This is a genomic window from Mycobacterium asiaticum (assembly GCF_001668675.1).
Taxonomy (GTDB): Bacteria; Actinomycetota; Actinomycetes; order Mycobacteriales; family Mycobacteriaceae; genus Mycobacterium; species Mycobacterium asiaticum_D.
The window spans coordinates 1-20,983 of the sequence record NZ_LZKQ01000009.1; the positions used below are offsets into that span (position 1 = coordinate 1).

The following is a 20,983-nucleotide window of genomic DNA, read 5'->3' on the forward strand; positions in this document are numbered from 1 at the left end:
TGTATCTCGGTATGTCATTGAATTGGCCTCTGGCACAAGGCATACGACGCCAATAGTGAATGGCGGCCCGGCGCGGGCGCCGCGACCGGAAACCCGCCGCTGAGCAGGCTAATTCCTGCAGAAAAAGACTTCGAGATTTCGTGATCAACGTTGCCGAATGGAGATAGGATTCATCCGTTACAGACTCTTCGCAGGAGGTGCGGGATGTCGTTCGTGGTCGCGAATACTGATCTGGTTTCACAAGCGGCTGGGAATCTGTCCCGCGTCGGAGCGCTGATCAATGAGGCCAATTCGGCGGCGGCCGCTCAGACCACCGCCGTCGCGGCCGCGGGAGCCGATGAAGTTTCTAGAGCTGTCGCCGCCGTCTTCGGCGCGCACGCTCAGGGTTACCAAGCCATCAGCACCCAAATTGCGTCTTTCCATGAGCAATTCGTGCGAACCATGGCCGGCGGCGCGAACGCCTACGCGCTCGCAGAGGCGACGAACCTGGGTCCCCTACAACCGGTGCTCGATGCGATCAATGCGCCCGCGAGGTCACTGTTCGGCCGCCCGCTGATCGGCAACGGCGCGGACGGCACGGCGGCAAACCCGAACGGTGAGGGCGGGGGAATCCTCTTCGGCAACGGCGGAAACGGCGTCAACGGCGGCAGCGGCGGGTCCGCGCTGCTGTTCGGTAGCGGTGGAGCCGGGGGCCAGGGCATTCCCGGCGGGGCCGGCGGAGCCGGCGGCAACGCCGGGATCTTCTACGGCAACGGCGGCGCGGGGGGTGCCGGATTCGCCGGCGGCGGCGCCGGCGGTAGAGCATTTTTCATTGGAAACGGCGGCGCCGGCGGCAATTCCCTCTCCTTCGGCGGTGGCGGCAACGGCGGCGCAGCCGGATTCCTCGTTGGTAATGGCGGCGCCGGTGGCGGCGGCGGCACCACCAGCAACGGTGGCTTCGGCGGCCAGGCCGGATTGTTCGGCGATGGTGGGGACGGCGGCAGGGGCGGGACAGTAAGCGGCAGCGGTGGCAACGGCGGCAATGCGCTCTTGGTCGGCAACGGCGGTGACGGCGGCGGCGCCACCATCGGCAGCACTCCCGGTCAAGGCGGCCAGCGCGGACTGCTGTTCGGTCAGAACGGCGCGAACGGTTAGCAGCCCTTACTTACGGTTGCGTACGTTTTTTCGCGTCGGACACACTTAGGACCCGCCAGCCTGAGTGGAAGGAACCGCAGTGGGGCATTACATCGCCAACGTCCGCGATCTCGAGTTCAACCTGCTCGAGGTTCTCGATGTCGGCGCCGTCCTGGGCACCGGTGATTACGCCGACCTGGACGTCGACACGGTCCGCACGATCCTGTCCGAGGCGGCCAGATTGGCCGAAGGCCCGGTCGCCGAAACGTTTGCCTTCGCCGACCGTAACCCGCCGGTGTTCGACCCGGCGACGCACAGCATCAGCGTCGCTCCGGAGTTGGTGAAGACGGTGCAGGCCATCAAGGACGCCGAATGGTGGCGGCTGGGCATGGCCGAGGAGATCGGCGGCATGGCCGCTCCCCCACCACTGACGTGGGCCGTCAACGAGATGATCTACTGCGCCAACCCGTCCGTGTGCTTCTTCAACCTCGGCCCGGTGTTTTCGCAGTCACTCTTCGTCGAAGGCAACGACGAGCAGAAGCGTTGGGCCGCTTTGGGAATCGAGCGCGGTTGGCAGGCCACCATGGTGCTCACCGAACCCGATGCCGGCTCAGACGTGGGTGCCGGCCGCGCCAAGGCGATCGAACAGCCCGACGGCACTTGGCATATCGAGGGCGTCAAGCGGTTCATCTCCGGCGGCGACGTCGGCGACACCGCCGAGAACATCTTCCACCTGGTGCTGGCACGGCCCGAGGGCGCCGGCCCCGGCACCAAAGGCTTGAGCCTGTTCTACGTGCCCAACTACCTGTTCGACCCCGAAACCGGTGAAATCGGTTCCCGCAACGGCGTATACGTCACCGGAGTCGAACACAAGATGGGTCTGAAGTCCTCGCCCACGTGCGAGGTTACGTTCGGTGCCACCGATGTGCCCGCCGTCGGTTATCTGGTCGGCGGGGTGCACAACGGGATCGCGCAAATGTTCACCGTCATCGAGCACGCCCGCATGACGATCGGCGTCAAATCGGCGGGCACCCTGTCCACCGGTTACCTGAACGCCCTCGCCTACGCCAAGGAACGGATCCAGGGCGCGGACCTGACGCAGATGACGGACAAGACCGCGCCGCGAGTGACGATCATGCACCACCCCGATGTGCGTCGCAGCCTGATGACCCAGAAGGCCTACGCCGAGGGGCTGCGTGCGCTGTACCTGTACGCCGCAGCGCATCAGGATGACGCTGTGGCAGAACGAGTTTCGGGTGCCGATCATGACATGGCGCACCGCGTGGATGATCTGTTGCTGCCCATCGTCAAAGGTGTGGGCTCCGAACGTGCATACGAGATCCTGACCGAGTCGCTGCAGACACTGGGCGGCTCGGGCTTTCTGACCGACTATCCCCTCGAGCAGTACATCCGTGACTCGAAGATCGATTCGCTCTACGAGGGCACCACCGCTATTCAGGCGCTGGACTTCTTCTTCCGCAAGATCGTTCGCGACCACGGCCAGGCGCTTCAGCACGTGACGACTCAGATCAACAAGACCCTGGAGAACACCGACGAATCGCTGAAAGATCAGTCCGAATTGGTCCAGCGCGCACTGGAAGACGTGACCGGTATGACCACCGCGCTGATGGGATACCTGATGTCTGCCGCCCAGCACCCCACCGACATCTACAAGGTGGGTTTGGGCTCGACGCGCTACCTGCTGGCCGTCGGTGACCTGCTGATCGGCTGGCGACTGCTGGACCAGGCCAATGTGGCGCAGGCGGCGTTGGCGGGCGAACCGTCTGACAGCGACCGGGCGTTTTACCAGGGCAAGGTCGCGGTGTCGGCGTTCTTCGCAAAGAACATGCTGCCCAAGCTGAGCGGAGTGCGCAGCGTCATCGAGCACATCGACGACGAAATCATGCGCATGCCAGAAGACGCCTTCTAAACACACAGCTAGTACAAAGCTGCCGCGGGTAGACCCGCTTGTTGGGATCAGCCCACGATTGGAGCAGCTTTGATGTCTTCGCGCACTCGCCGGCCCACTCGGTTCGCCGTCCTGACGCTCGCAGCGATAACCGCACTGCCGCTCGCCGCCTGCGGCTCGTCGAACAAGGCCGGTCCGCCCGCACCACCGGCCACGTCGAGCGCGTCGACAGCAGCTGCGGCACCGCCGCCCGAAGGCCAATCGCGGGTCAGCGGGCTCATCGCCTCGGTCTCCGGCAGCGCGGCACAGGTGACGCAACAGAATGACCAGGGAAACACCAGCGCCACAGTCGATTTCACACCGTCCACGAAGATCACCGAGGTGACTCCCGCGGTGCTGACGGACGTCACCCCGGGCAGCTGCGTCACCGTGCTAACCCGGGAAGCGCCCAGCGGTCAACCCGCGACTGCAGCCATGGTGCGGATCGCCCCAGCGGCCGACGGCAAATGCCCACAGCCCAAGCAGCCCGCCAAACGCCCGGCCATCAGCGGCACCGTGGCGTCGGTCACCGGGAACACCCTCAACATCACCACCGATGCCGCCCCGGCGTCGGCCACCGTCACCGTCAAAACCCGCTACACCAAACAGAACGCCGCAACCACACAAGCCATCACCGCGGGTAAATGCTTGACGGCGCAGGGAACTCAGGGCAACGGCGGTGTGCTGCAGGCGACCACCATCAAGCTGCGACCGGCGCATGACGGCAAGTGCGGACCCGGTGGCGGGAAGCCGCACGGGCACGGCGGCTGATCGACGCGTCATTGGCCATGCCTATGGGCGGCATCGCGAATCGGTATAAGCGCGAGGGAAAGAATTGACCGCCGGTCCCCTTGAATGTGGTTATGGAACTTCAATCACAGACCGCTTTGATCACCGGCGGCACGGCGGGCATCGGCCTGGAAACCGCACGACTGTTCGCCGCGCAGGGCGCCGAGGTCGTCGTGTCGGGCCGCAACGATGAGCGCGGCGCGAAGGCCGTCGCAGAGATCGGGGGCAAGTCACGGTTCGTTCGCGCTGATCTCGGCGACATGGACTCGATCGCGAACCTGGTGCGGGAAGCCGGCGATGTCGACATCCTCGTCAACAACGCCGGGTCATTTCCGGTGGCGCCCACCGTGGACCAGGACGTGACATCTTTTCAGGCCATGTTCGACACCAACGTGCGGGGCAGCTACTTCCTGGTGGCCGAACTGGCGAAAGGCATGCTGGCGCGGGGACGCGGCAGCATCGTCAATGTCACGTCCCTGGCCGCCATCAAGGGCATGCCCGGTGCGTCGGTCTACGGCGCGACCAAGGCCGCGCTCGCATCGTTCACCCGGACGTGGGCTGCCGAGTTCGGCGGCAAAGGCATTCGGGTGAACAGTGTTTCGCCCGGTCCGACCCGCACCGCCGGTGTGCTGGCCGAGTGGGGCGAGTCGATCGAAGACATCGGCGCGACGCTGCCGTTGCAACGGACCGCCTCGCCGGCCGAAATCGCCGAAGCGGTCTTGTTTTTGGCCTCACCGCGGGCCAGTTACGTGACCGGGTCGACCCTGTACGTCGACGGCGGCGGTTCGGCAATCTGAGGCTAGCCGCTCTGGTGGCCCGCGAACCGGGCCACCGCGGTGGCGATCTCTTCCGGACAGTCCTCTTGCAGGAAGTGTTTGGCAGGCAGCAGGATCGGCTCGGTGACACCGGCTGCACGCTGAGCCTGCACACCGTAGCGCTGCCACGGCAGCATGGTGTCGCGAGCTCCCCACACCACGTGCACCGGGTAGCGGCGGTCACCGACGACATCGAGGTACAACCGCTCCTTGGCAGCGTTCAGCTCGAACCCGCGCATGATCTGCAGAAAGGCTCGCCCGCCGTCGTCGCCGAACAACAGCGGCGGCCAGCACGCGAGTTCGGCGGCGGGAACCTTGCGGCTCACCCCGACGAGCCGCATGATCGACGAGAACGCGCCGGGCACGCGGAGTGAGGCCAGCCAGGCCTCGCCGATGCCCCGATGCGCAAACGGCTCCATCGGCCACGGCCGGTGGAACGAGTCGACCTCGATGATGGTGTTGAGCAGGGTCATCGACAGCACCCGCTCGGGCGCAGCGGCGGCCACTTCGAATCCGACCGGTCCCCCGATGTCGTGCACGAGCAGGTGGAAGCGGCCCAGCCCCAGGGCGTCGGTCGCCGACAGCAGCCAGCGGCCGAGTCCGCTCCAGGTGTAGTCGCCGTCCGCGGGCCGCTCGGTGAACCCGAGACCGGGCAGGTCTACCGCAACGCCGCGCAGGCCCCCGGCCGCCAGGGCGGGAATCACCTTGCGGTAAAGGTAGGCCGAAGCCGGTACCCCGTGTACGCACAGTACGACGGGCGCATCCCGGGGACCCTCGTCCAGCACGAATGACGAGATCCCGTCGGCGGTGAACGCCCTTCCCGAGGACCGATACTGATCGAGCAATCGCCTTGTTGTCTCCGCTGCCATGTTGCCTATAACGAGGCACGGCGCCGTCGGGTTGCACGCCGGCACAGCGGATTCCCAATAGCGGCTATCACCAACAGCAATGGTTCCCGTTAGGGTGTGCGGTGCATGGACATTTGGGATCTGCGTGCGTTCGTCGCCGTCGTCGAAGAGGGCGGGCTTTCGGCGGCGGCTCGACGCCTGCACATCAGCCAGCCGTCGTTGTCCCAGACGATGCAAGGGCTGGAGAAACACCTCGACGCGCAGCTGCTGACCCGCAGCAGCGCGGGGGTGACGCCCACCGCCGCCGGCATGACCCTGCTCACCGAGGCCCGGGCCGTGCTGGCCCGCTACGACCAGCTGATAGCCGCGATGGCCAAGCACTCGTCGCAAGAAGGTCGAACATTGCGCATCGGTGTGCCGCTGGAATTGCCGCCCCAGCCGTTGTCCGGAGCGCTCGCGTCGTTGGCGACGGCGTTCCCGTTGACTGTTGTGGAGATCCGGCACCTGTCCACCGCCAAGCAGATCGAGGCGCTCAATGCCGGCGAGCTGGATCTGGGTCTGGTGCGGGAGCGGCCGCTGGCCGATCACCTGGACGTGGTGACGGTGCTGGAAGAACCCCTGGGGGTGCTGCTCGCCGTTGAGGACGCCGACACGCTGGACACTGTCGACGGAGCGGTTCGGCTCGACCGATTGTCCGATTTGCAGTGGCTCGGCTTCCCCCGGGACAGCAGCCCGGCCTGGTACGACGAACTCACGGCCGTGCTGCGCAGCCACGGGGTGCAGGCCGGGCCGCCGACGTCCTACACCCAGGACCTGCTAGCCGAGGTCAAGGTGGCCACGATCAGTGCCGGTGGCAAATTCGCGTTCGCGCCGGCGGGCCGATTCGATTCCCTGCCGGACTCGGTGCGCTGGCTGCCGTTGGAGGGACGACCGCTGGTCCGGCGCACCTGGGCGATGTGGCCCGCCTCGTCGCGTCGGCGCGACCTCGGCCATCTGGTGGCCGCGCTTGAAGACGTCAGACGGTGAATCCGAGGGCGCGCAACTGCTCGCGGCCCTCTTCGGTGATCTTGTCCGGACCCCACGGCGGATTCCACACCCAGTTGATCCGGATCTCGTCGACCAGGCCTGCGCCCACCAGCGCGGAACGGGACTGGTCTTCGATGACGTCGGTCAGCGGGCATGCCGCGGACGTCAGCGTCATGTCGATGAGCGCGATGGTCCCCTCGTCGCCCTCTTCGAGGTTCATCCCGTAGACCAGGCCGAGGTCGACGACGTTGATGCCCAGTTCCGGGTCGACCACGTCGCGCATCGCCTCCTCGACTTCGGCGAGGAAATTCTGGTCGGTCGCGCTGGTGTCGCTACCGGGCGCGGTGGTCTCGCTCATTGATCAACCTCCTCGAGGATCGCGTGGGCCTGCGCCAGGGCGTCCTTGAACGCCATCCAGCCGAGCAGCGCACATTTCACCCGCGCCGGATACTTGGCCACTCCTGCGAACGCTACTCCGTCACCCAAAACGTCCTCGTCACCCTGCACGTTCCCGCGCGAGGAGACCATCTCGGTGAACGCGTCGAGGGTCCGGAGCGCTTCCGGCACGCTCTGCCCGATCACCTGCTCGGTCAGCACCGAGGTCGAGGCCTGACTGATCGAACAGCCCTGCCCGTCGTAGGAGATGTCGGAGACGGTTGCGCCGTCGTCAGAGAGCGCAACCCGCAGCGTGACTTCGTCACCACAGACCGGGTTGACGTGCGACACCTCGGCGGCGAACGGTTCGCGCAACCCTCGATTATGCGGGTGCTTGTAATGGTCCAGGATCACGTCCTGGTACATCTGCTCGAGACGCACCGTCAGGTTCTCCCGAAGAATTCGATTGACCGGCGTACGCCGGCCACCAGCCGCTCGACTTCCTCTGCGGTGTTGTAGACCGCGAACGAGGCCCGCGCGGTAGCGGCCAAACCGAACCTGCGGTGCAGCGGCAACGCGCAGTGGTGTCCGACCCGCACGGCGACGCCGTCGTCGTCGAGCACCTGACCGACGTCGTGCGCGTGCACACCGTCTACCACGAACGAGACCGGCGACCCGCGGTCGGCCATCGACGTCGGGCCGACGATGTGGACCCCGTCGATGCCGGAGAGCCCCTCAATGGCGCGGGCGACCAAGTCGCGTTCGTGCGCCTCGACGGCGTCCATGCCGATGGCGCCGAGGTAACGCGCGGCGGCGGCCAGACCGATCACCTGCGAGGTCATCGGGGTGCCGGCCTCGAAGCGCTGCGGGGCCGGCGCATAGGTGGAGGTCTCCATGGTGACGGTCTCGATCATCGAGCCACCGGTAATGAACGGGGGCAGCGCGGCGAGCAACTCCCGGCGCCCGTACAGCACCCCGATTCCGTTGGGGCCCAGCATCTTATGACCGGAGAATGCCGCGAAATCGACGTCCAGCTCGTGGAAGTCGACGGGCTGGTGTGGCACCGACTGGCAGGCATCCAGCACGGTCAGTGCGCCGACGGCCCTGGCCCGCGCGACCAGTTCCGGCACCGGCGCCAACGCGCCGGTCACGTTGGAATGATGGCTGAAGGCAACGACTTTGGTGTTGCGGTCGAGTTCCAGCGAGTCCAGGTCGATGCGGCCGTCCTCGGTCACGCCGAACCATCTGAGGGTGGCGCCGGTGCGGCGGGCCAGCTCCTGCCACGGGATGAGGTTCGCGTGGTGTTCGAGCTCGGTGGTGACGATCACGTCGCCGGGGCCCACCGTGTGCTCGAAACGGCTGTCCCCCAACACATAGGACACCAGGTTGAGCGACTCGGTGGCGTTCTTGGTGAACACCAGTTCGTCGGCGTCGGCGCCGACGAACACGGCGATGTCGGCGCGGCCCTGCTCGTACGCGTCGGTGGCCTCTTCCATCAACTGGTGTGCACCGCGGTGCACCCCGCCGTTGGAGGTGAGGACAAACTCGCGTTCGGCGTCGAGCACCTGCAGCGGCCGTTGCGATGTCGCTCCGGAATCGAGGTATGCCAACTGATTTCCGCCGCGCATGATGCGCTTGAGGATCGGAAAGTCGGCCCGGATCGCCGTGAGGTCCAGAGCGGTGCTCATGTTATGCCCCAGTTGCCGCCGTCTGCGTGAAGCGCACGTACCCGTTCTGCTCGAGTTCGTCGGCGAGTTCGGAACCGCCGGACTCGGCGATGCGGCCGCCGACGAAGACGTGCACGAACTCGGGGTGGATGTAGCGCAGGATCCGGGTGTAGTGCGTGATGAGCAGGATGCCGGCGTTTTCGGCCTGGGCGTAGCGGTTGACGCCCTCGCTCACCACGCGCAGCGCATCGACGTCCAGGCCGGAGTCGGTTTCGTCCAGGATGGCGATCTTGGGCTTGAGCAACTCGAGCTGCAGGATCTCGTGGCGCTTCTTCTCGCCACCGGAAAAGCCTTCGTTGACACTGCGTTCGGCGAATGCCGGGTCGATCTCGAGCGCGGCCATCGCCGACTTGACCTCTTTGACCCAGTGCCGCAGCTTGGGCGCCTCACCGCGGATGGCCGTGGCGGCCGAGCGCAGGAAGTTCGACACCGACACACCGGGCACCTCGACGGGGTACTGCATGGCCAGGAACAGCCCGGCCCGCGCCCGTTCGTCGACGCTCATCGCCAGCACGTCCGCGCCGTCCAGGGTGATCGACCCCGACGTCACCTCATACTTGGGGTGCCCGGCGACGGCGTAGGACAGTGTCGACTTGCCCGAACCGTTGGGACCCATCAGGGCATGCGTCTCACCGGATTTCACCGTCAGGTCCACACCCTTGAGAATGGGGATCTCACGCTGGCCATCGCTGGCGTTCGGGTCCGCGACGCTGACGTGCAGGTCTTTGATTTCCAATGTGGTCATGCTGTTTTTTCCGTTATTTCCAGTTCGTGTTCGATGGCTTCGGTCAAGCGCTCCCGGATCTCGGGCACCGCGATCTTGGCGATGATCTCGCCGAAGAAGCCGCGGATCACCAAGCGGCGGGCCTGCTCTTCGGGGATGCCCCGGGAGCGCAGATAGAACAGCTGCTCGTCGTCGAATCGCCCGGTGGCGCTGGCGTGCCCGGCGCCGACGATCTCGCCGGTCTCGATCTCCAGGTTGGGCACCGAGTCGGCGCGGGCGCCGTCGGTGAGCACCAGATTGCGGTTCATCTCGAACGTGTCGGTGCCGGTGGCTGCGGCGCGGATCAGCACATCGCCAACCCACACGGTGTGCGCATCGGGCCGCCGCGAGGACGGATCCCCTTGCAGCGCACCCTTGTACAGCACGTTGGACCGGCAGTCAGGCTGGGCGTGGTCGACCAGCAGCCGCGACTCGAGGTGCTGGCCGTCGTCGGCGAAGTACAGGCCCAACAGGTCCGCGTCGCCGCCGGGCCCGGCGAACCGCAGGTTGATCGAAGTCCGAACCACCTCGCCGCCCAGGGTGACGGTGACGTGGCGCAGTACCGCGTCCTTGCCAAGCCGCGCGTGGTGCGCGCTGACGTGCACCATGTCGTCCGCCCAGTCGGCGATCGAGATGACGGTGAGGCGGGCGGCGTCCTCGACGACGAATTCCACGTTGTCGGCGTAGGTTCCGCTGCCCTTGTGGTCGATGATGACGACGGCCTCGGCGAGTTCGGCGACCCGGATCTGCAGATGCCCGTAGGCGACCGCACCGGCTCCGGGACCGGTGACGGTGATGTTCACCGGCTCGGCGACTTGGGTGTCGCGGGCGATTCCGACCAGCGTCGCTGAGTTGAACGACGAGAATGCTTGCGCGGCAACACGGTCCGCGGGAACGCCGCCCTCGCCCAGCCGTTCATCGCCGCGGCGCACCGTCTCGGTCTGTACGCCTTCGTGCTCGCTGACGGTGATCGTGGCGTTGCCGGTGGCATGCGCGGACCCGTCGTGCAGGCCGCGCAGCCGCTTCAGCGGCGTGAACCGCCAGATCTCATCCCGGCCGTGCGGCACCTCGAAGGCTTCGACATCGAAGGAGGAGAACAACTCTCCCTTGTTGAGTGCGGCGGCGGCTGAACCCGTGGGTGCGGTCGTAGGACTCGTCATCCCACAGAGCCCTCCATCTGCAACTCGATCAGCCGGTTGAGCTCGAGTGCGTACTCCATCGGCAGTTCCTTGGCGATCGGCTCGACGAAGCCGCGCACCACCATCGCCATGGCCTCGTCCTCGGTCATGCCGCGGCTCATCAGGTAGAACAGCTGGTTCTCGCTGACCTTGGAGACGGTGGCCTCGTGGCCCATCGTGACGTCGTCCTCGCGGATGTCGACGTAGGGGTAGGTGTCGCTGCGGCTGATCGTATCGACAAGCAGCGCATCGCATTTCACAGAGGAGCGCGACCCATGTGCACCCTTGTTCACCTGCACCAGGCCGCGGTAGGAGGTACGGCCACCGCCGCGGGCCACCGACTTGGACACGATGTTGCTCGACGTGTTCGGCGCCAGGTGCAGCATCTTGGCGCCGGTGTCCTGGTGCTGGTCCTCACCGGCGAACGCGATCGACAGCACCTCGCCCTTGGCGTGCTCGCCGGTCATCCAGACGGCCGGGTACTTCATGGTCACCTTGGACCCGATGTTGCCGTCGACCCACTCCATGGTGGCGCCGGCCTCGGCGCGGGCGCGCTTGGTGACCAGGTTGTAGACGTTGTTCGACCAGTTCTGGATCGTCGTGTAACGGCAACGGCCACCGGGCTTCACGATGATCTCGACCACCGCGGAGTGCAGCGAGTCCGACTTGTAGATCGGCGCGGTGCAGCCCTCGATGTAGTGCACATAGGCGTTCTCGTCGACGATGATCAGGGTCCGCTCGAACTGGCCCATGTTCTCGGTGTTGATCCGGAAGTAGGCCTGCAGCGGGATGTCGACGTGCACACCCGGCGGGACATAGATGAACGAGCCGCCGCTCCACACCGCGGTGTTGAGCGCCGAGAACTTGTTGTCACCGGCCGGGATCACCGTGCCGAAGTACTGCTGGAAGATCTCCGGGTGCTCACGCAGGCCGGTGTCGGTGTCCAGGAAGATGACGCCCTGGGCCTCCAGGTCCTCGCGGATCTGGTGGTAGACCACCTCGGAGTTGTGTGCCACCAGCCCTTCGGCGACGAAGTTGTGCGGACCATCGACCTCGATGTCGTAGACCGGCTCAACCTCGTACGGCTCGATCGATTTCACTCGCTCGAACCCCAGCCAATCGTTGACGTGGGCGCGAATGGTCGTGCCGTGCGAGCTGTTCGATGAATGCATGTAGACGCGGCGGCCGAACCGGTTGGTGCGCTTCGGATTACGACATCCGAGACGCTCGAAATCACCGGAAATGCCGAGCCGCCAGGCGGTTTGGATGCGCTCGGGAGCATGGCGATACGGCTGAGTAAACGACCACGGTCCGCCTGCGCGCAGGCCCGACAGTTCGGCAAGTTCGCGAGCCTGTCGCAGCATCGGCTCGTTGGCGCACGTCAGGAGAACCGAACCACTGCTCTCGGGCGTCACATATCCGTCGGCGTCTACCCACCCGCCGAGGAAGGCCAGCCGCTGGTCAACCGGCAGGCCAAAGACCCAGTCCGGCACCCTCTTGGTCAACGACAGCCCGCCGAAGCCCAACGCAACGATCCACTCTGTCAGTGCCTTTGAGTTGACGACGACCCGGTACTGGTCGGCTTCAATGCAGCGCAACCCGAAAAGCTCCCTGACGACCCGGGTTACTTCGGCACGCAACTCCACGTCCGTGGCCGGAATTGCAAGCTGCATCCGATATGTCCTGGTGGAAAGATGCAGGTTGCCGTCACCGATATAGAGGCCTAGCAGCCACATCAGGTCGACTGAACTCACTGCGGGAGCATCCAATCCGGCAATGCTGGGAAGTTCGGCGGCGACACCGAAATCCGGCAGCCGACGAGGCACGGCAATGAAGTCACCGGCCTTGATCTCCCCGACGGTGACCCAGCGGCGCGCATACCGGGCCCGCTGGCGACCTTCCTTGCGTTCGTCGCGCAGGACCAGCATGGGGTGGTTATCGGTGGCACGGATGCTGCGTCGCGTGGTCTTGATCTCGTGCGTCAAGCGGGTGTCCGTCTGCGCGGCGGCGCGAACCGGAGCCACCACGAACCGCTCCGCGTCCTCGTCGTAAGCGAAAACCCGGTCGCCGAACTCGATTTCCTTGATCGGCACCTGTCCGCGGTTCGCCGTCCACACCACAGTGTCGCCCGCCAGGCATTCATACTGCGCCGCCACACCGGCAACCAGGCGCTGCTTCTCGGCCTCCGGGATGCCCAGCCGGTCGTACGTGTTGCGAATGTCTTCGGGCAGCTCTTCCCAGCTGGCGGCCTGCTTCTCCGTCGACCGCACGAAGTACTTGATGTTGTCGAAGTCGATGCCCTCCAGGTTGGAACCCCAGTTGGGCATCGGCTTCTTGTCGAACGTGCGCAGCGCCTTCAGGCGGGTCTCGAGCATCCACTCGGGCTCGTTCTTCTTCGCGGAGATATCACGCACCACGGCCTCGGAAAGCCCGCGCTGCGCGCTGGCACCGGCGACGTCGGAGTCCGCCCAGCCGTAGCCGTAGCGACCGAGCGAGTCGATGGTCTGCTCCTGGGTGAGCGGCTCGGCGGTCCGTGCGGCTTCGAGTGTCATGAGGACGCTCCTTCGTTGGTGGTTGAGCGCGGGCTGGGCGCCGGGGTAAGTGGTACGTGGGTGGTGCAGGCGCAGTCGCCGTTGACGATGGTCGCCAGCAGCTGCACGTGAGTGCCGAGTACTTCGGACATGGCTTGCTGCTCGGCTTCGCACAGTTCCGGGAATTCCTCGGCGACATGAGCGACTGGGCAGTGGTGTTGGCAGATTTGCACACCGTGGATGGGCCCGCCCACCCGGGTGGTGGTAGCGACGTAACCCGCCTTGGTCAGCGCATTGGCAATCCGCTCCGAAGCGGCTTCCACGGCGGCCTCGTCCGGACCTTCCGCCCCGTCGACACCGGCCAGTAGCGCGTCGATTCGGCGCCTGGCGAATTTGCGCACGGCGTCGTCGCCACCGATCTCCCGCAATTGGCGCATCGCCGCTGCGGCCAGGTCGTCGTAGGCGTGGTCGAGCTTGCCGCGGCCCGCCGCCGTCAACCGGTAGCGCTTGGCCGGCCGGCCGCGTCCGACCTGCTGCCAGGGCGCGGCGGGGACGGACTCAGCGTCACCGGCCTCGATCAGCGCGTCGAGGTGACGCCGCACCCCGGCGGCGGTCAGGCTCAGGCGGTCGCCGATTTCACTGGCGGTGATCGAGCCGGATTCCAGCAGCAACCGCACGATCGCGCGGCGGGTGTGACCATCCGACCCGGCAGCACCGGCTGCGGGCCCGGCTGGGGGCATGGCAGCGTCCAGCTCGGTTCGGATTTTCACAACACCAGTGTGACGCAATTCCGGCAGGCGGTCCAGGAAGGGTGCCCTATCAACGGCGTTGCGCTGGTCACAGGTGCTCGGGGCTAGTCTGCTCTGATGGCTGCCCGCCACCACACCCTGAGCTCGTCGATCGCCAGCCTGCATGGCGACGAGCAGACGGTGGGCAAACCGCTCAACTCCGCCGAGCTCACCGCGCTCAAACGCACCCGGTTGTTCGGCGCCACCGGCACCGTGCTGATGGCGATCGGCGCGCTGGGCGACGGCGCCCGGCCGGTCGTTCAGGACCCCACCTTTGGCGTGCGGCTGCTGAACCTGCCGTCACGGATCCAGACCGTGTCACTGACGATGACCACGACCGGCGCGGTCATGATGGCGCTGGCCTGGCTGATGCTCGGCCGCTTCGCGATCGGCAAACGGCGCATGTCGCGCGGCGACGTCGACCGCACCCTGGTCTTGTGGATGCTGCCGCTGCTGATCGCACCGCCGATGTACAGCAAAGACGTCTACTCCTACCTCGCCCAGAGTCAGATTTCGCTGGAAGGTCTTGACCCCTACCGGGTGGGACCGGCCTCTGGCCTGGGCCTGGGCCACGTGTTCACGCTCTCGGTGCCCAGCCTGTGGCGGGAGACACCGGCGCCCTACGGCCCGCTGTTCCTGTGGATCGGCCGGGGCATCTCCTCGATCACCGGGGAGAACATTGTCGCCGCGGTGCTGTGTCACCGGCTGGTGGTGTTGGTCGGTGTGGCGTTGATCGTGTGGGCGACGCCGCGGCTGGCGCGGCGCTGCGGCGTGGCCGAGGTCAGCGCATTGTGGCTGGGTGCGGCCAATCCGCTGCTGTTCATGCACCTGGTCGCCGGCATCCACAACGAGGCGTTGATGCTCGGCCTGATGCTGACCGGCGCCGAGTTCGCGCTGCGCGGCATCGACGCCACTCGTTCGCTCAAGCCGGACTCCTGGCGGATCGGTCCGGACTGGCAACCGCTTGGCATGTTGTTGGCCGGCTCGGTCTTGATCGTGCTGTCGTCCCAGGTGAAGCTGCCGTCGCTGCTGGCGCTCGGCTTCGTGACGATGGCCCTGGCGTACCGGTGCGGCGGCACATTCCAAGCGCTGCTGCTGTCCGGTGGCGCGATGGCCGCGTTATCGCTGGCGGTGATGGGTTTGGTCGGCTGGGCCAGTGGGCTCGGTTTCGGCTGGATCTACACGCTGGGCACCGCCAACGTGGTGCGCAGCTGGATGTCACCGCCCACGCTGCTGGCGCTGGGCACCGGCCAGGTGGGCATTCTGCTGGGGCTGGGCGATCACACCACCGCGGTGTTGTCCCTGACGCGTGGCATCGGTGTGCTCATCATCATGGTCCTGGTGTGCTGGCTGCTGCTGGCGGTTTTCCGTGGCCGGTTGCACCCAATCGGCGGCCTCGGGGTGGCGCTGGGGCTGACGGTGCTGCTGTTCCCCGTCGTGCAGCCCTGGTATCTGCTGTGGGCGATCATCCCGCTGGCAGCCTGGGCGACCCGCACCGGATTCCGGGGCGCCGCGATCGTCATCACCCTGATCATCGGCATCTTCGGGCCTACCGCCAACGGCGACCGGTTCGCGCTGTTCCAGATCATCGACGCCACCCTGGCCAGCGCGTTCATCGTGGTGGTGCTGATCGCGGTGACCTACACCCGGTTGCCGTGGCGGCCGCTGCCGAACGGAGACCGCGCCGCGCCGACCGACGCGGAGGCCCCGTCAACCCCGACTGATCCTGTGAGCCCGGCCACCCCACGGGCCACTCCCCGTCCCGAGGCGACAACCGACGCCTACGCTGACTCCACGTGAGCTCACTCCCCCACGACCGCGACATCGCGGTGCGGCTGCGCGGGGTATGCAAGCAGTACGGGTCCGTCACGGCCGTGTCCAACCTCGATCTCGAGGTGCATACCGCCGAGGTGTTCGCGCTGCTGGGCCCGAACGGTGCCGGCAAGACCACCACCGTGGAGATGTGTGAGGGCTTCACCCGTCCCGACGCCGGCACCATCGAGGTGCTCGGTCTGGACCCGATCGCCGACAACGCCCGCCTGCGGCCACGCATCGGCGTGATGCTGCAGGGTGGCGGCGGGTACCCGGCGGCCCGCGCCGGGGAGATGCTCAATCTGGTGGCGTCCTACGCCGCCGACCCACTGGACCCGCAGTGGCTGCTGGAAACGCTGGGCCTGACCGAGGCCGCCCGCACCACCTACCGGCGGCTGTCCGGCGGCCAGCAACAGCGGCTCGCGCTGGCCTGCGCGCTGGTGGGACGCCCCGAGTTGGTGTTCCTGGATGAACCCACCGCCGGCATGGACGCGCACGCCCGACTGCTGGTGTGGGAGCTGATCGACGCGCTGCGCCGCGACGGCGTCACGGTGGTGCTGACCACCCATCAGCTCAAGGAGGCCGAGGAGCTGGCAGACCGGTTGGTGATCATCGACCACGGCGCGACGGTCGCCGCCGGCACGCCCGCCGAGCTGATGCGCAGCGGTGCCAAAGGCCAGTTGAGGTTCACCGCGCCGCCGCGGCTGGACCTGTCCCTGCTGGCCTCGGCGCTGCCCGAGGGCTACCAGACCACCGAGGTGACGCCGGGCGAGTACCTGGTCGAAGGCCCGGTCGGTCCTCAGGTGCTGGCGACGGTGACGGCGTGGTGCGCGCAGATCGACGTGCTGGCCACCGATATGCGCGTCGAGCAACGCAGCCTCGAAGACGTCTTCCTCGATCTGACCGGCCGGAGGTTGCGGCAGTGAGTGACCTGTTCCCCGCGGGCACGTTCACCCCGGACCCCCGCCCCAACGCCGTGTCGAGGATGCTGCTCGCGCAGTTCAGCCTGGAAGCCAAGCTGCTGTTGCGCAACGGTGAGCAACTGCTGCTGACGATGTTCATCCCAATCACGCTGCTCATCGGGTTGACCCTGCTGCCGTTGGGTTCGTTCGGCCCGCACCGGGCCGCGGTGTTCGTGCCGGCGATCATGGCGCTGGCGGTCATCTCCACCGCGTTCACCGGGCAAGCGATCGCGGTGGCGTTCGACCGGCGCTACGGGGCACTGAAGCGGCTCGGCGCGACCCCGCTGCCGGTGTGGGGCATCATCACCGGCAAGGCGCTGGCCGTCATCTTCACCGTGTTCCTGCAGTCAATTGTCTTGGGCGCCATAGGTTTTGCGTTGGGCTGGCGACCTGCGCCGGCTGCGCTGGCGTTGGGCGGTGTGGTCATTGCGCTGGGCACCGCGGGATTCGCCTCGCTGGGCCTGCTGCTGGGTGGGACCCTGCGGGCCGAGATCGTGCTGGCGCTGGCCAACCTGCTGTGGTTCGTGTTCGCCGGCCTGGGCGCTCTGACGCTCGAGACCGGCATGATCCCCGCGGCCGTCAAGTGGGTGGCGCGAGTGACGCCGTCGGGCGCGCTGACCGAAGCGCTGTCGCAGGCGATGAGCCTGTCGGTGGACTGGTTCGGGTTGGCGGTGCTGGTGGTGTGGGGTGCACTCGCGGCATTGGCCGCGCGAAGGTGGTTCCGCTTTACCTAGGCGTTTGGCTTTGGCCCACCGTTGACCGTGCGCTCACGGCACAGAAGTGCGAGTAGCTGACGCCCTCAGCGCAGAGCCAACGCCAAGGTGAAGTGGCGGGCGAACTCCCGCGCCGAAGCCTGCTTCTACTACGCACCGTAGTCGTCGCTACGATCGGTCGGTGGCCCTCGGACAAGCACTGCTGCGGGTGGTGGACAAGCTCCCCGACCCCAGCCTGCGTGTGCAGCGCGTCATCGCCGCGGCCGTCATCCTCACCCAGGGCGGCATCGCGGTCACCGGTGCGATCGTCCGCGTCACCGCTTCTGGCCTGGGCTGTCCCACCTGGCCACAGTGCTTCCCTGGCAGCTTCACACCGGTAGCCGTCGCGGAAGTTCCCCGCATTCACCAGGCCGTCGAGTTCGGCAACCGCATGATTACCTTCGCGGTCGTCCTCACCGCCGCGCTGGCCGTGCTGGCCGTCACCCGCGCGCGGCGGCGCCGCGAAGTCCTCGTCTACGCCTGGCTGATGCCTGCCTCGACCGTCGTGCAGGCCATCATCGGTGGCATCACGGTGCGCACCGGCCTGTTGTGGTGGACGGTGGCGATCCACCTGCTGGCGTCGATGACGATGGTCTGGCTGTCGGTGCTGCTCTTCGTCAAGGTCGGCGAGCCCGACGATGGCGTGGTCCGGGTGCTGGTCGTCAAACCGCTGCGCCTGCTCACCGTGCTGAGCGCGCTGAACCTGGCCGCGGTGCTGGTGACCGGGACGCTGGTGACCGCGGCGGGTCCGCACGCGGGCGACAAGAGCCCGAGCCGGACGGTACCGCGGCTCAAGATCGAGATCACCGACCTTGTGCACGCGCACTCGTCATTGCTGGTGTCCTATTTCGCGCTGCTGGTGGGCCTTGGGTTCGGCTTGTTGGCGGTAAAAGCCGCCCAGCCGGTCATGCGCCGCCTCGGCGTGCTGCTGGTGCTGGTGTTCGCGCAGGCCGGAGTGGGCACCGCCCAGTACTACACCGGAGTCCCGGCGGTCCTGGTCGCCCTCCATGTAGCCGGCGCGGCGGCCTGCACCGCCGCCACCGCGGCGCTATGGGCGTCGATGCGAGAACGGGCCCAGCCCGAGCCCCTCGAGAGCTGACTCGACGGCAACCGCGAATCCGCGTTGCGCCAGCCCGCGGGTGTCGGCGTCCAACCGCAGCCAGCCCAGCGACGGGTCTATCAGTTGCACCTCGAGCACCCGCTCACCGACCAAGTGGACCCGCGCATAGAGCAAATCCTCAAGCTCGGCCAACGCTGCGGCGCCCACATCCCACAACTCGAAATCGGCATCGCCCTGGTGCAACGCATTGTCGACGGCGGTGAACGCATGCGAGGGTTTGCCGCCGATGAAGACCAGCACCGTTTCGTCGGCCGATCCGGACTGCACGTACACGCTGTGGCCGGCTTCCTGGCGTTCGGCGATGTAGGCGTGCGCGTCGAACCGGTCGCTGAAGCGCTTCGTTCCAGTCCCGACGGTCGGGCTGACGAAGACCCGGCCGGTCTGCGGTAACCGGACCTGGTCACCCGGCGCGTACACCTCGCCCGGGAGCGTCGGTACCCCGCGCTGCGCGAGGTCGCCGAGATAGCGGCGGTCGACGTTCCAGGCGACCACCTCGGGCGCGTTCAGCAGGTTCGGTACCCGCCGCGTCCAGGCCAGGAATTCCTCCTGCCGACCGGAATAGTCGTGGGTGGCCCGCAATATGACCAGATGCGCCTCGGCCGTCTCCGGGTCATCCCAGGACAACCAACGGGCGTGTAGGCCGCGATTCCGTAGCGCCTCAACCAGCCCCGCGTCATCCGCCTCACCCCCGGGGGTTCGCGGGCACCCGGCCAACACGATGCGCGGATGGAAGGTGTCCGGTCGGACGAGCTTCATGCCCGGGCATGATATCGACATGCATGCGATAGAAGTCAGCCAAACCGGCGGCCCGGAAGTGCTGGGCTACAACGACGTGTCCCAACCGGAGCCAGGTCCCGGCGAGGTGCTGATCCAATCCGAGGCCATCGGGGTCAATTTCATCGACACCTACTTCCGCACGGGCCAGTACCCACGCCCGCTGCCCTTCGTGCTCGGCTCGGAAGTGTGCGGCACCGTCGTGGCGCTGGGGTCGGAAGCCGGGCCGGATCTCAGCGTGGGCGACCGGGTGGTCAGTGCCTCGGCCAACGGGGCGTACGCCGAATTCGCTACGGCCCCGGCATTTCTCACCGCCAAGGTGCCCGACGGCATCTCCCCGCAGGTCGCTGCGTCGGCGCTACTGAAGGGACTGACCGCGCAGTACCTGCTCAAGTCCGTGTATCCGGTGCAAAGCGGGGACGACATACTCGTGCACGCCGGCGCCGGCGGTGTCGGGCTGATCCTGACGCAATGGGCGACGCACCTGGGCGCCCGGGTGATCACCACCGTCTCCAACGAAGAGAAAGAGCGGCTGTCTCGGCAAGCCGGCGCCGCCGAGGTGCTGCCCTATCCCGAGGACGCCTATGCGTTCGGGCAGCGGGTGCGAGAACTCACCGGCGGTACCGGAGTGGCGGTCGTCTACGACGGCGTGGGCAAAACCACGTTCGACGCCAGCCTGGCCAGCCTGGCCGCGCGCGGGACACTGGCCCTGTTCGGCGCGGCCAGCGGACCCGTTCCCCCGTTCGACCCGCAGCAGCTCAACTACGCCGGGTCGGTGTACCTGACCCGCCCGTCGCTGGCCCACTTCGTCCGGAGCGCCCAGGAGTTCAGCTGGCGGGCCGAAGAACTGTTCGAGGTGATCGCCAGCGGAGCCATCCGGATCGAGGTCGGCGGCACGTACCCATTGGCCGAAGCCGCACGGGCGCATGCCGACCTGGAGGGCCGCAAGACCACCGGGTCGATCGTGTTGTTGCCCTAAGCGTCCTTGGCAGGGTCCCAGGACCCCGGCAGCAGCGGCATCGCCGGCCCGCCGCCGAACTCGTCATCGGCCACCACCGCCAGTCCGGCTGCTTGCCGACGGCGTTCTGCCGCGGTGCCGGCAAACCCCAACGGCCCCGCGCCGGATGCGGAAGCCGCCGGCTCGTCCAAGTTGTCCTCCGGTCCCACGTCGATGTACTCGTCGGCGTAGGCACGCAGCGGTTCGTCCTGCTGACGGCGTCTGCGCTTGCGACGGCGTGCCGCGGCCGCCGCGGCCGCCGCGGCGCTGTCCGCCGCGGGCGCCTTGGCCTGGGCGCTGACCGTGCTGCGCGTCTTCGACCCGGAACCGAAACCGATGCCCGGACCACCCCCGATCGCGTACGGAACGAACGCGGGGCCGGCCGCCGGAGGGGCAGACGGCGGCGCCGAACTGGCGACTGAGCCCGCGGCCGGCGCGGGCGCCGCCGGCGCGCCACCGCCGACGGACCCGGCCAGGGTCGGGGCGATCGCGACCGCCGGCGCAGTGCCCGCCGCGGCTGCGGCCGTCCTCGCGCTTCCGCTTCCCCTGGCCGAAGTGCCAGCGCTGGTCCCGGCGCTGGCTCCGGTGGCCGCGGCGGGCACTGCGCCGGCGGTCGCGATCGCCCCGACCCTGGCCGGGTCCGTCGGCGGTGGCGCGCCGGCGGC

At 67.3% G+C, this 20,983-nt stretch carries 20 protein-coding genes; 10 read left to right on the forward strand and 10 right to left on the reverse strand.

All coding sequences use genetic code 11. The features are described 5' to 3' along the window. Window positions 1-204: 204 nt before the first annotated feature. The 4 genes from A9X01_RS00680 (at window position 205) to A9X01_RS00695 (ending at window position 4,647) form a co-directional block, all read left to right on the forward strand. Window positions 205-1,134 carry a PE family protein gene (locus A9X01_RS00680; RefSeq protein ID WP_065118832.1) on the forward strand — a complete coding sequence of 310 codons (930 nt, stop codon included), beginning with the start codon at window positions 205-207 and terminating at the stop codon, window positions 1,132-1,134. Between the two features lie 79 nt (window positions 1,135-1,213). Beyond that, a complete protein-coding gene (locus tag A9X01_RS00685; RefSeq protein ID WP_065118849.1) occupies window positions 1,214-3,043 on the forward strand; it encodes an acyl-CoA dehydrogenase in 1,830 nt (609 codons plus the stop codon). 72 nt (window positions 3,044-3,115) lie between these two features. Continuing rightward, the gene (locus tag A9X01_RS00690; protein WP_065118833.1) at window positions 3,116-3,832 is read left to right on the forward strand and encodes a hypothetical protein; all 717 of its coding nucleotides are present in this window, start codon (window positions 3,116-3,118) and stop codon (window positions 3,830-3,832) included. A gap of 92 nt (window positions 3,833-3,924) precedes the next feature. Next, the gene (locus A9X01_RS00695; protein WP_065118834.1) at window positions 3,925-4,647 is read left to right on the forward strand and encodes an SDR family NAD(P)-dependent oxidoreductase; all 723 of its coding nucleotides are present in this window, start codon (window positions 3,925-3,927) and stop codon (window positions 4,645-4,647) included. 2 nt (window positions 4,648-4,649) lie between these two features. Here A9X01_RS00695 and A9X01_RS00700 read toward each other — a convergent pair whose 3' ends face one another. After that, complete coding sequence (locus tag A9X01_RS00700; RefSeq protein ID WP_065118835.1) at window positions 4,650-5,534, reverse strand: alpha/beta fold hydrolase; 885 nt, start codon at window positions 5,532-5,534, stop codon at window positions 4,650-4,652. Window positions 5,535-5,639: 105 nt separating this feature from the next. Between A9X01_RS00700 and A9X01_RS00705 the strand changes: the two genes are divergently transcribed. Beyond that, window positions 5,640-6,539 carry a LysR family transcriptional regulator gene (locus A9X01_RS00705; RefSeq protein ID WP_065118836.1) on the forward strand — a complete coding sequence of 300 codons (900 nt, stop codon included), beginning with the start codon at window positions 5,640-5,642 and terminating at the stop codon, window positions 6,537-6,539. On the opposite strand, the gene A9X01_RS00710 is transcribed toward A9X01_RS00705, so the two are convergent. The 7 genes from A9X01_RS00710 to A9X01_RS00745 are packed head-to-tail and all read right to left on the reverse strand — an operon-like array spanning window position 6,529 to window position 13,883. Next, on the reverse strand, window positions 6,529-6,897 hold the full coding sequence (locus A9X01_RS00710; RefSeq protein ID WP_065118837.1) for a metal-sulfur cluster assembly factor: 369 nt from the start codon (window positions 6,895-6,897) through the stop codon (window positions 6,529-6,531). The two genes, A9X01_RS00705 and A9X01_RS00710, sit on opposite strands and share 11 nt — an antisense overlap. Next, window positions 6,894-7,361, reverse strand: coding sequence for a Fe-S cluster assembly sulfur transfer protein SufU (gene sufU / locus A9X01_RS00715; RefSeq protein WP_155771848.1), 468 nt, complete (start codon window positions 7,359-7,361; stop codon window positions 6,894-6,896). Before sufU ends, A9X01_RS00710 begins: the two co-directional genes overlap by 4 nt. After that, on the reverse strand, window positions 7,358-8,602 hold the full coding sequence (locus A9X01_RS00720) for a cysteine desulfurase (protein WP_065118839.1): 1,245 nt from the start codon (window positions 8,600-8,602) through the stop codon (window positions 7,358-7,360). The genes sufU and A9X01_RS00720 overlap by 4 nt, the downstream gene beginning before the upstream one ends. Window position 8,603: 1 nt before the next feature. Then, window positions 8,604-9,386 (reverse strand): Fe-S cluster assembly ATPase SufC, encoded by a 783-nt coding sequence (sufC, locus tag A9X01_RS00725; protein ID WP_065118840.1) that lies wholly within the window; start codon window positions 9,384-9,386, stop codon window positions 8,604-8,606. Beyond that, on the reverse strand, window positions 9,383-10,564 hold the full coding sequence (sufD, locus tag A9X01_RS00730) for a Fe-S cluster assembly protein SufD (protein WP_065118841.1): 1,182 nt from the start codon (window positions 10,562-10,564) through the stop codon (window positions 9,383-9,385). The genes sufC and sufD overlap by 4 nt, the downstream gene beginning before the upstream one ends. Beyond that, window positions 10,561-13,134, reverse strand: coding sequence for a Fe-S cluster assembly protein SufB (gene sufB, locus A9X01_RS28660; RefSeq protein ID WP_155771849.1), 2,574 nt, complete (start codon window positions 13,132-13,134; stop codon window positions 10,561-10,563). Before sufB ends, sufD begins: the two co-directional genes overlap by 4 nt. Continuing rightward, window positions 13,131-13,883 (reverse strand): helix-turn-helix transcriptional regulator, encoded by a 753-nt coding sequence (locus A9X01_RS00745; protein WP_065118842.1) that lies wholly within the window; start codon window positions 13,881-13,883, stop codon window positions 13,131-13,133. The genes sufB and A9X01_RS00745 overlap by 4 nt, the downstream gene beginning before the upstream one ends. A 96-nt stretch (window positions 13,884-13,979) precedes the next feature. On the opposite strand from A9X01_RS00745, the gene mptB reads away from it, so the two are divergent. The 4 genes from mptB (at window position 13,980) to A9X01_RS00765 (ending at window position 18,526) form a co-directional block, all read left to right on the forward strand. Then, a complete protein-coding gene (gene mptB, locus A9X01_RS00750; RefSeq protein ID WP_065118843.1) occupies window positions 13,980-15,701 on the forward strand; it encodes a polyprenol phosphomannose-dependent alpha 1,6 mannosyltransferase MptB in 1,722 nt (573 codons plus the stop codon). Then, window positions 15,698-16,639 (forward strand): ABC transporter ATP-binding protein, encoded by a 942-nt coding sequence (locus tag A9X01_RS00755; RefSeq protein WP_155771850.1) that lies wholly within the window; start codon window positions 15,698-15,700, stop codon window positions 16,637-16,639. Before mptB ends, A9X01_RS00755 begins: the two co-directional genes overlap by 4 nt. A gap of 59 nt (window positions 16,640-16,698) precedes the next feature. Beyond that, window positions 16,699-17,409, forward strand: coding sequence for an ABC transporter permease (locus tag A9X01_RS00760; RefSeq protein WP_155771851.1), 711 nt, complete (start codon window positions 16,699-16,701; stop codon window positions 17,407-17,409). Between the two features lie 187 nt (window positions 17,410-17,596). After that, on the forward strand, window positions 17,597-18,526 hold the full coding sequence (locus A9X01_RS00765; protein WP_172832423.1) for a COX15/CtaA family protein: 930 nt from the start codon (window positions 17,597-17,599) through the stop codon (window positions 18,524-18,526). Here A9X01_RS00765 and A9X01_RS00770 read toward each other — a convergent pair. Then, on the reverse strand, window positions 18,476-19,303 hold the full coding sequence (locus tag A9X01_RS00770; protein ID WP_065118846.1) for a DcsG N-terminal domain-containing protein: 828 nt from the start codon (window positions 19,301-19,303) through the stop codon (window positions 18,476-18,478). The genes A9X01_RS00765 and A9X01_RS00770 overlap by 51 nt on opposite strands. A gap of 19 nt (window positions 19,304-19,322) precedes the next feature. Here A9X01_RS00770 and A9X01_RS00775 point away from each other — a divergent pair, with 19 nt between their 5' ends. Beyond that, complete coding sequence (locus A9X01_RS00775) at window positions 19,323-20,300, forward strand: quinone oxidoreductase family protein (RefSeq protein WP_065118847.1); 978 nt, start codon at window positions 19,323-19,325, stop codon at window positions 20,298-20,300. On the opposite strand, the gene A9X01_RS30285 is transcribed toward A9X01_RS00775, so the two are convergent. Continuing rightward, window positions 20,297-20,983: PPW family C-terminal domain-containing PPE protein (locus A9X01_RS30285; protein ID WP_495524967.1), on the reverse strand; the 687-nt coding region annotated here is incomplete at its 5' end. The two genes, A9X01_RS00775 and A9X01_RS30285, sit on opposite strands and share 4 nt — an antisense overlap.

Coding starts and splice junctions, on each gene's coding strand:
- A9X01_RS00680 (WP_065118832.1), top strand. CDS start 205: ATGTCGTTCGTGGTCGCGAATACTGATCTGGTTTCACAAGCGGCTGGG.
- A9X01_RS00690 (WP_065118833.1), top strand. CDS start 3,116: ATGTCTTCGCGCACTCGCCGGCCCACTCGGTTCGCCGTCCTGACGCTC.
- A9X01_RS00695 (WP_065118834.1), top strand. CDS start 3,925: ATGGAACTTCAATCACAGACCGCTTTGATCACCGGCGGCACGGCGGGC.
- A9X01_RS00700 (WP_065118835.1), bottom strand. CDS start 5,534: ATGGCAGCGGAGACAACAAGGCGATTGCTCGATCAGTATCGGTCCTCG.
- A9X01_RS00705 (WP_065118836.1), top strand. CDS start 5,640: ATGGACATTTGGGATCTGCGTGCGTTCGTCGCCGTCGTCGAAGAGGGC.
- A9X01_RS00710 (WP_065118837.1), bottom strand. CDS start 6,897: ATGAGCGAGACCACCGCGCCCGGTAGCGACACCAGCGCGACCGACCAG.
- A9X01_RS00720 (WP_065118839.1), bottom strand. CDS start 8,602: ATGAGCACCGCTCTGGACCTCACGGCGATCCGGGCCGACTTTCCGATC.
- sufC (WP_065118840.1), bottom strand. CDS start 9,386: ATGACCACATTGGAAATCAAAGACCTGCACGTCAGCGTCGCGGACCCG.
- sufD (WP_065118841.1), bottom strand. CDS start 10,564: ATGACGAGTCCTACGACCGCACCCACGGGTTCAGCCGCCGCCGCACTC.
- sufB (WP_155771849.1), bottom strand. CDS start 13,134: ATGACACTCGAAGCCGCACGGACCGCCGAGCCGCTCACCCAGGAGCAG.
- mptB (WP_065118843.1), top strand. CDS start 13,980: ATGGCTGCCCGCCACCACACCCTGAGCTCGTCGATCGCCAGCCTGCAT.
- A9X01_RS00760 (WP_155771851.1), top strand. CDS start 16,699: ATGCTGCTCGCGCAGTTCAGCCTGGAAGCCAAGCTGCTGTTGCGCAAC.
- A9X01_RS00770 (WP_065118846.1), bottom strand. CDS start 19,303: ATGAAGCTCGTCCGACCGGACACCTTCCATCCGCGCATCGTGTTGGCC.
- A9X01_RS00775 (WP_065118847.1), top strand. CDS start 19,323: ATGCATGCGATAGAAGTCAGCCAAACCGGCGGCCCGGAAGTGCTGGGC.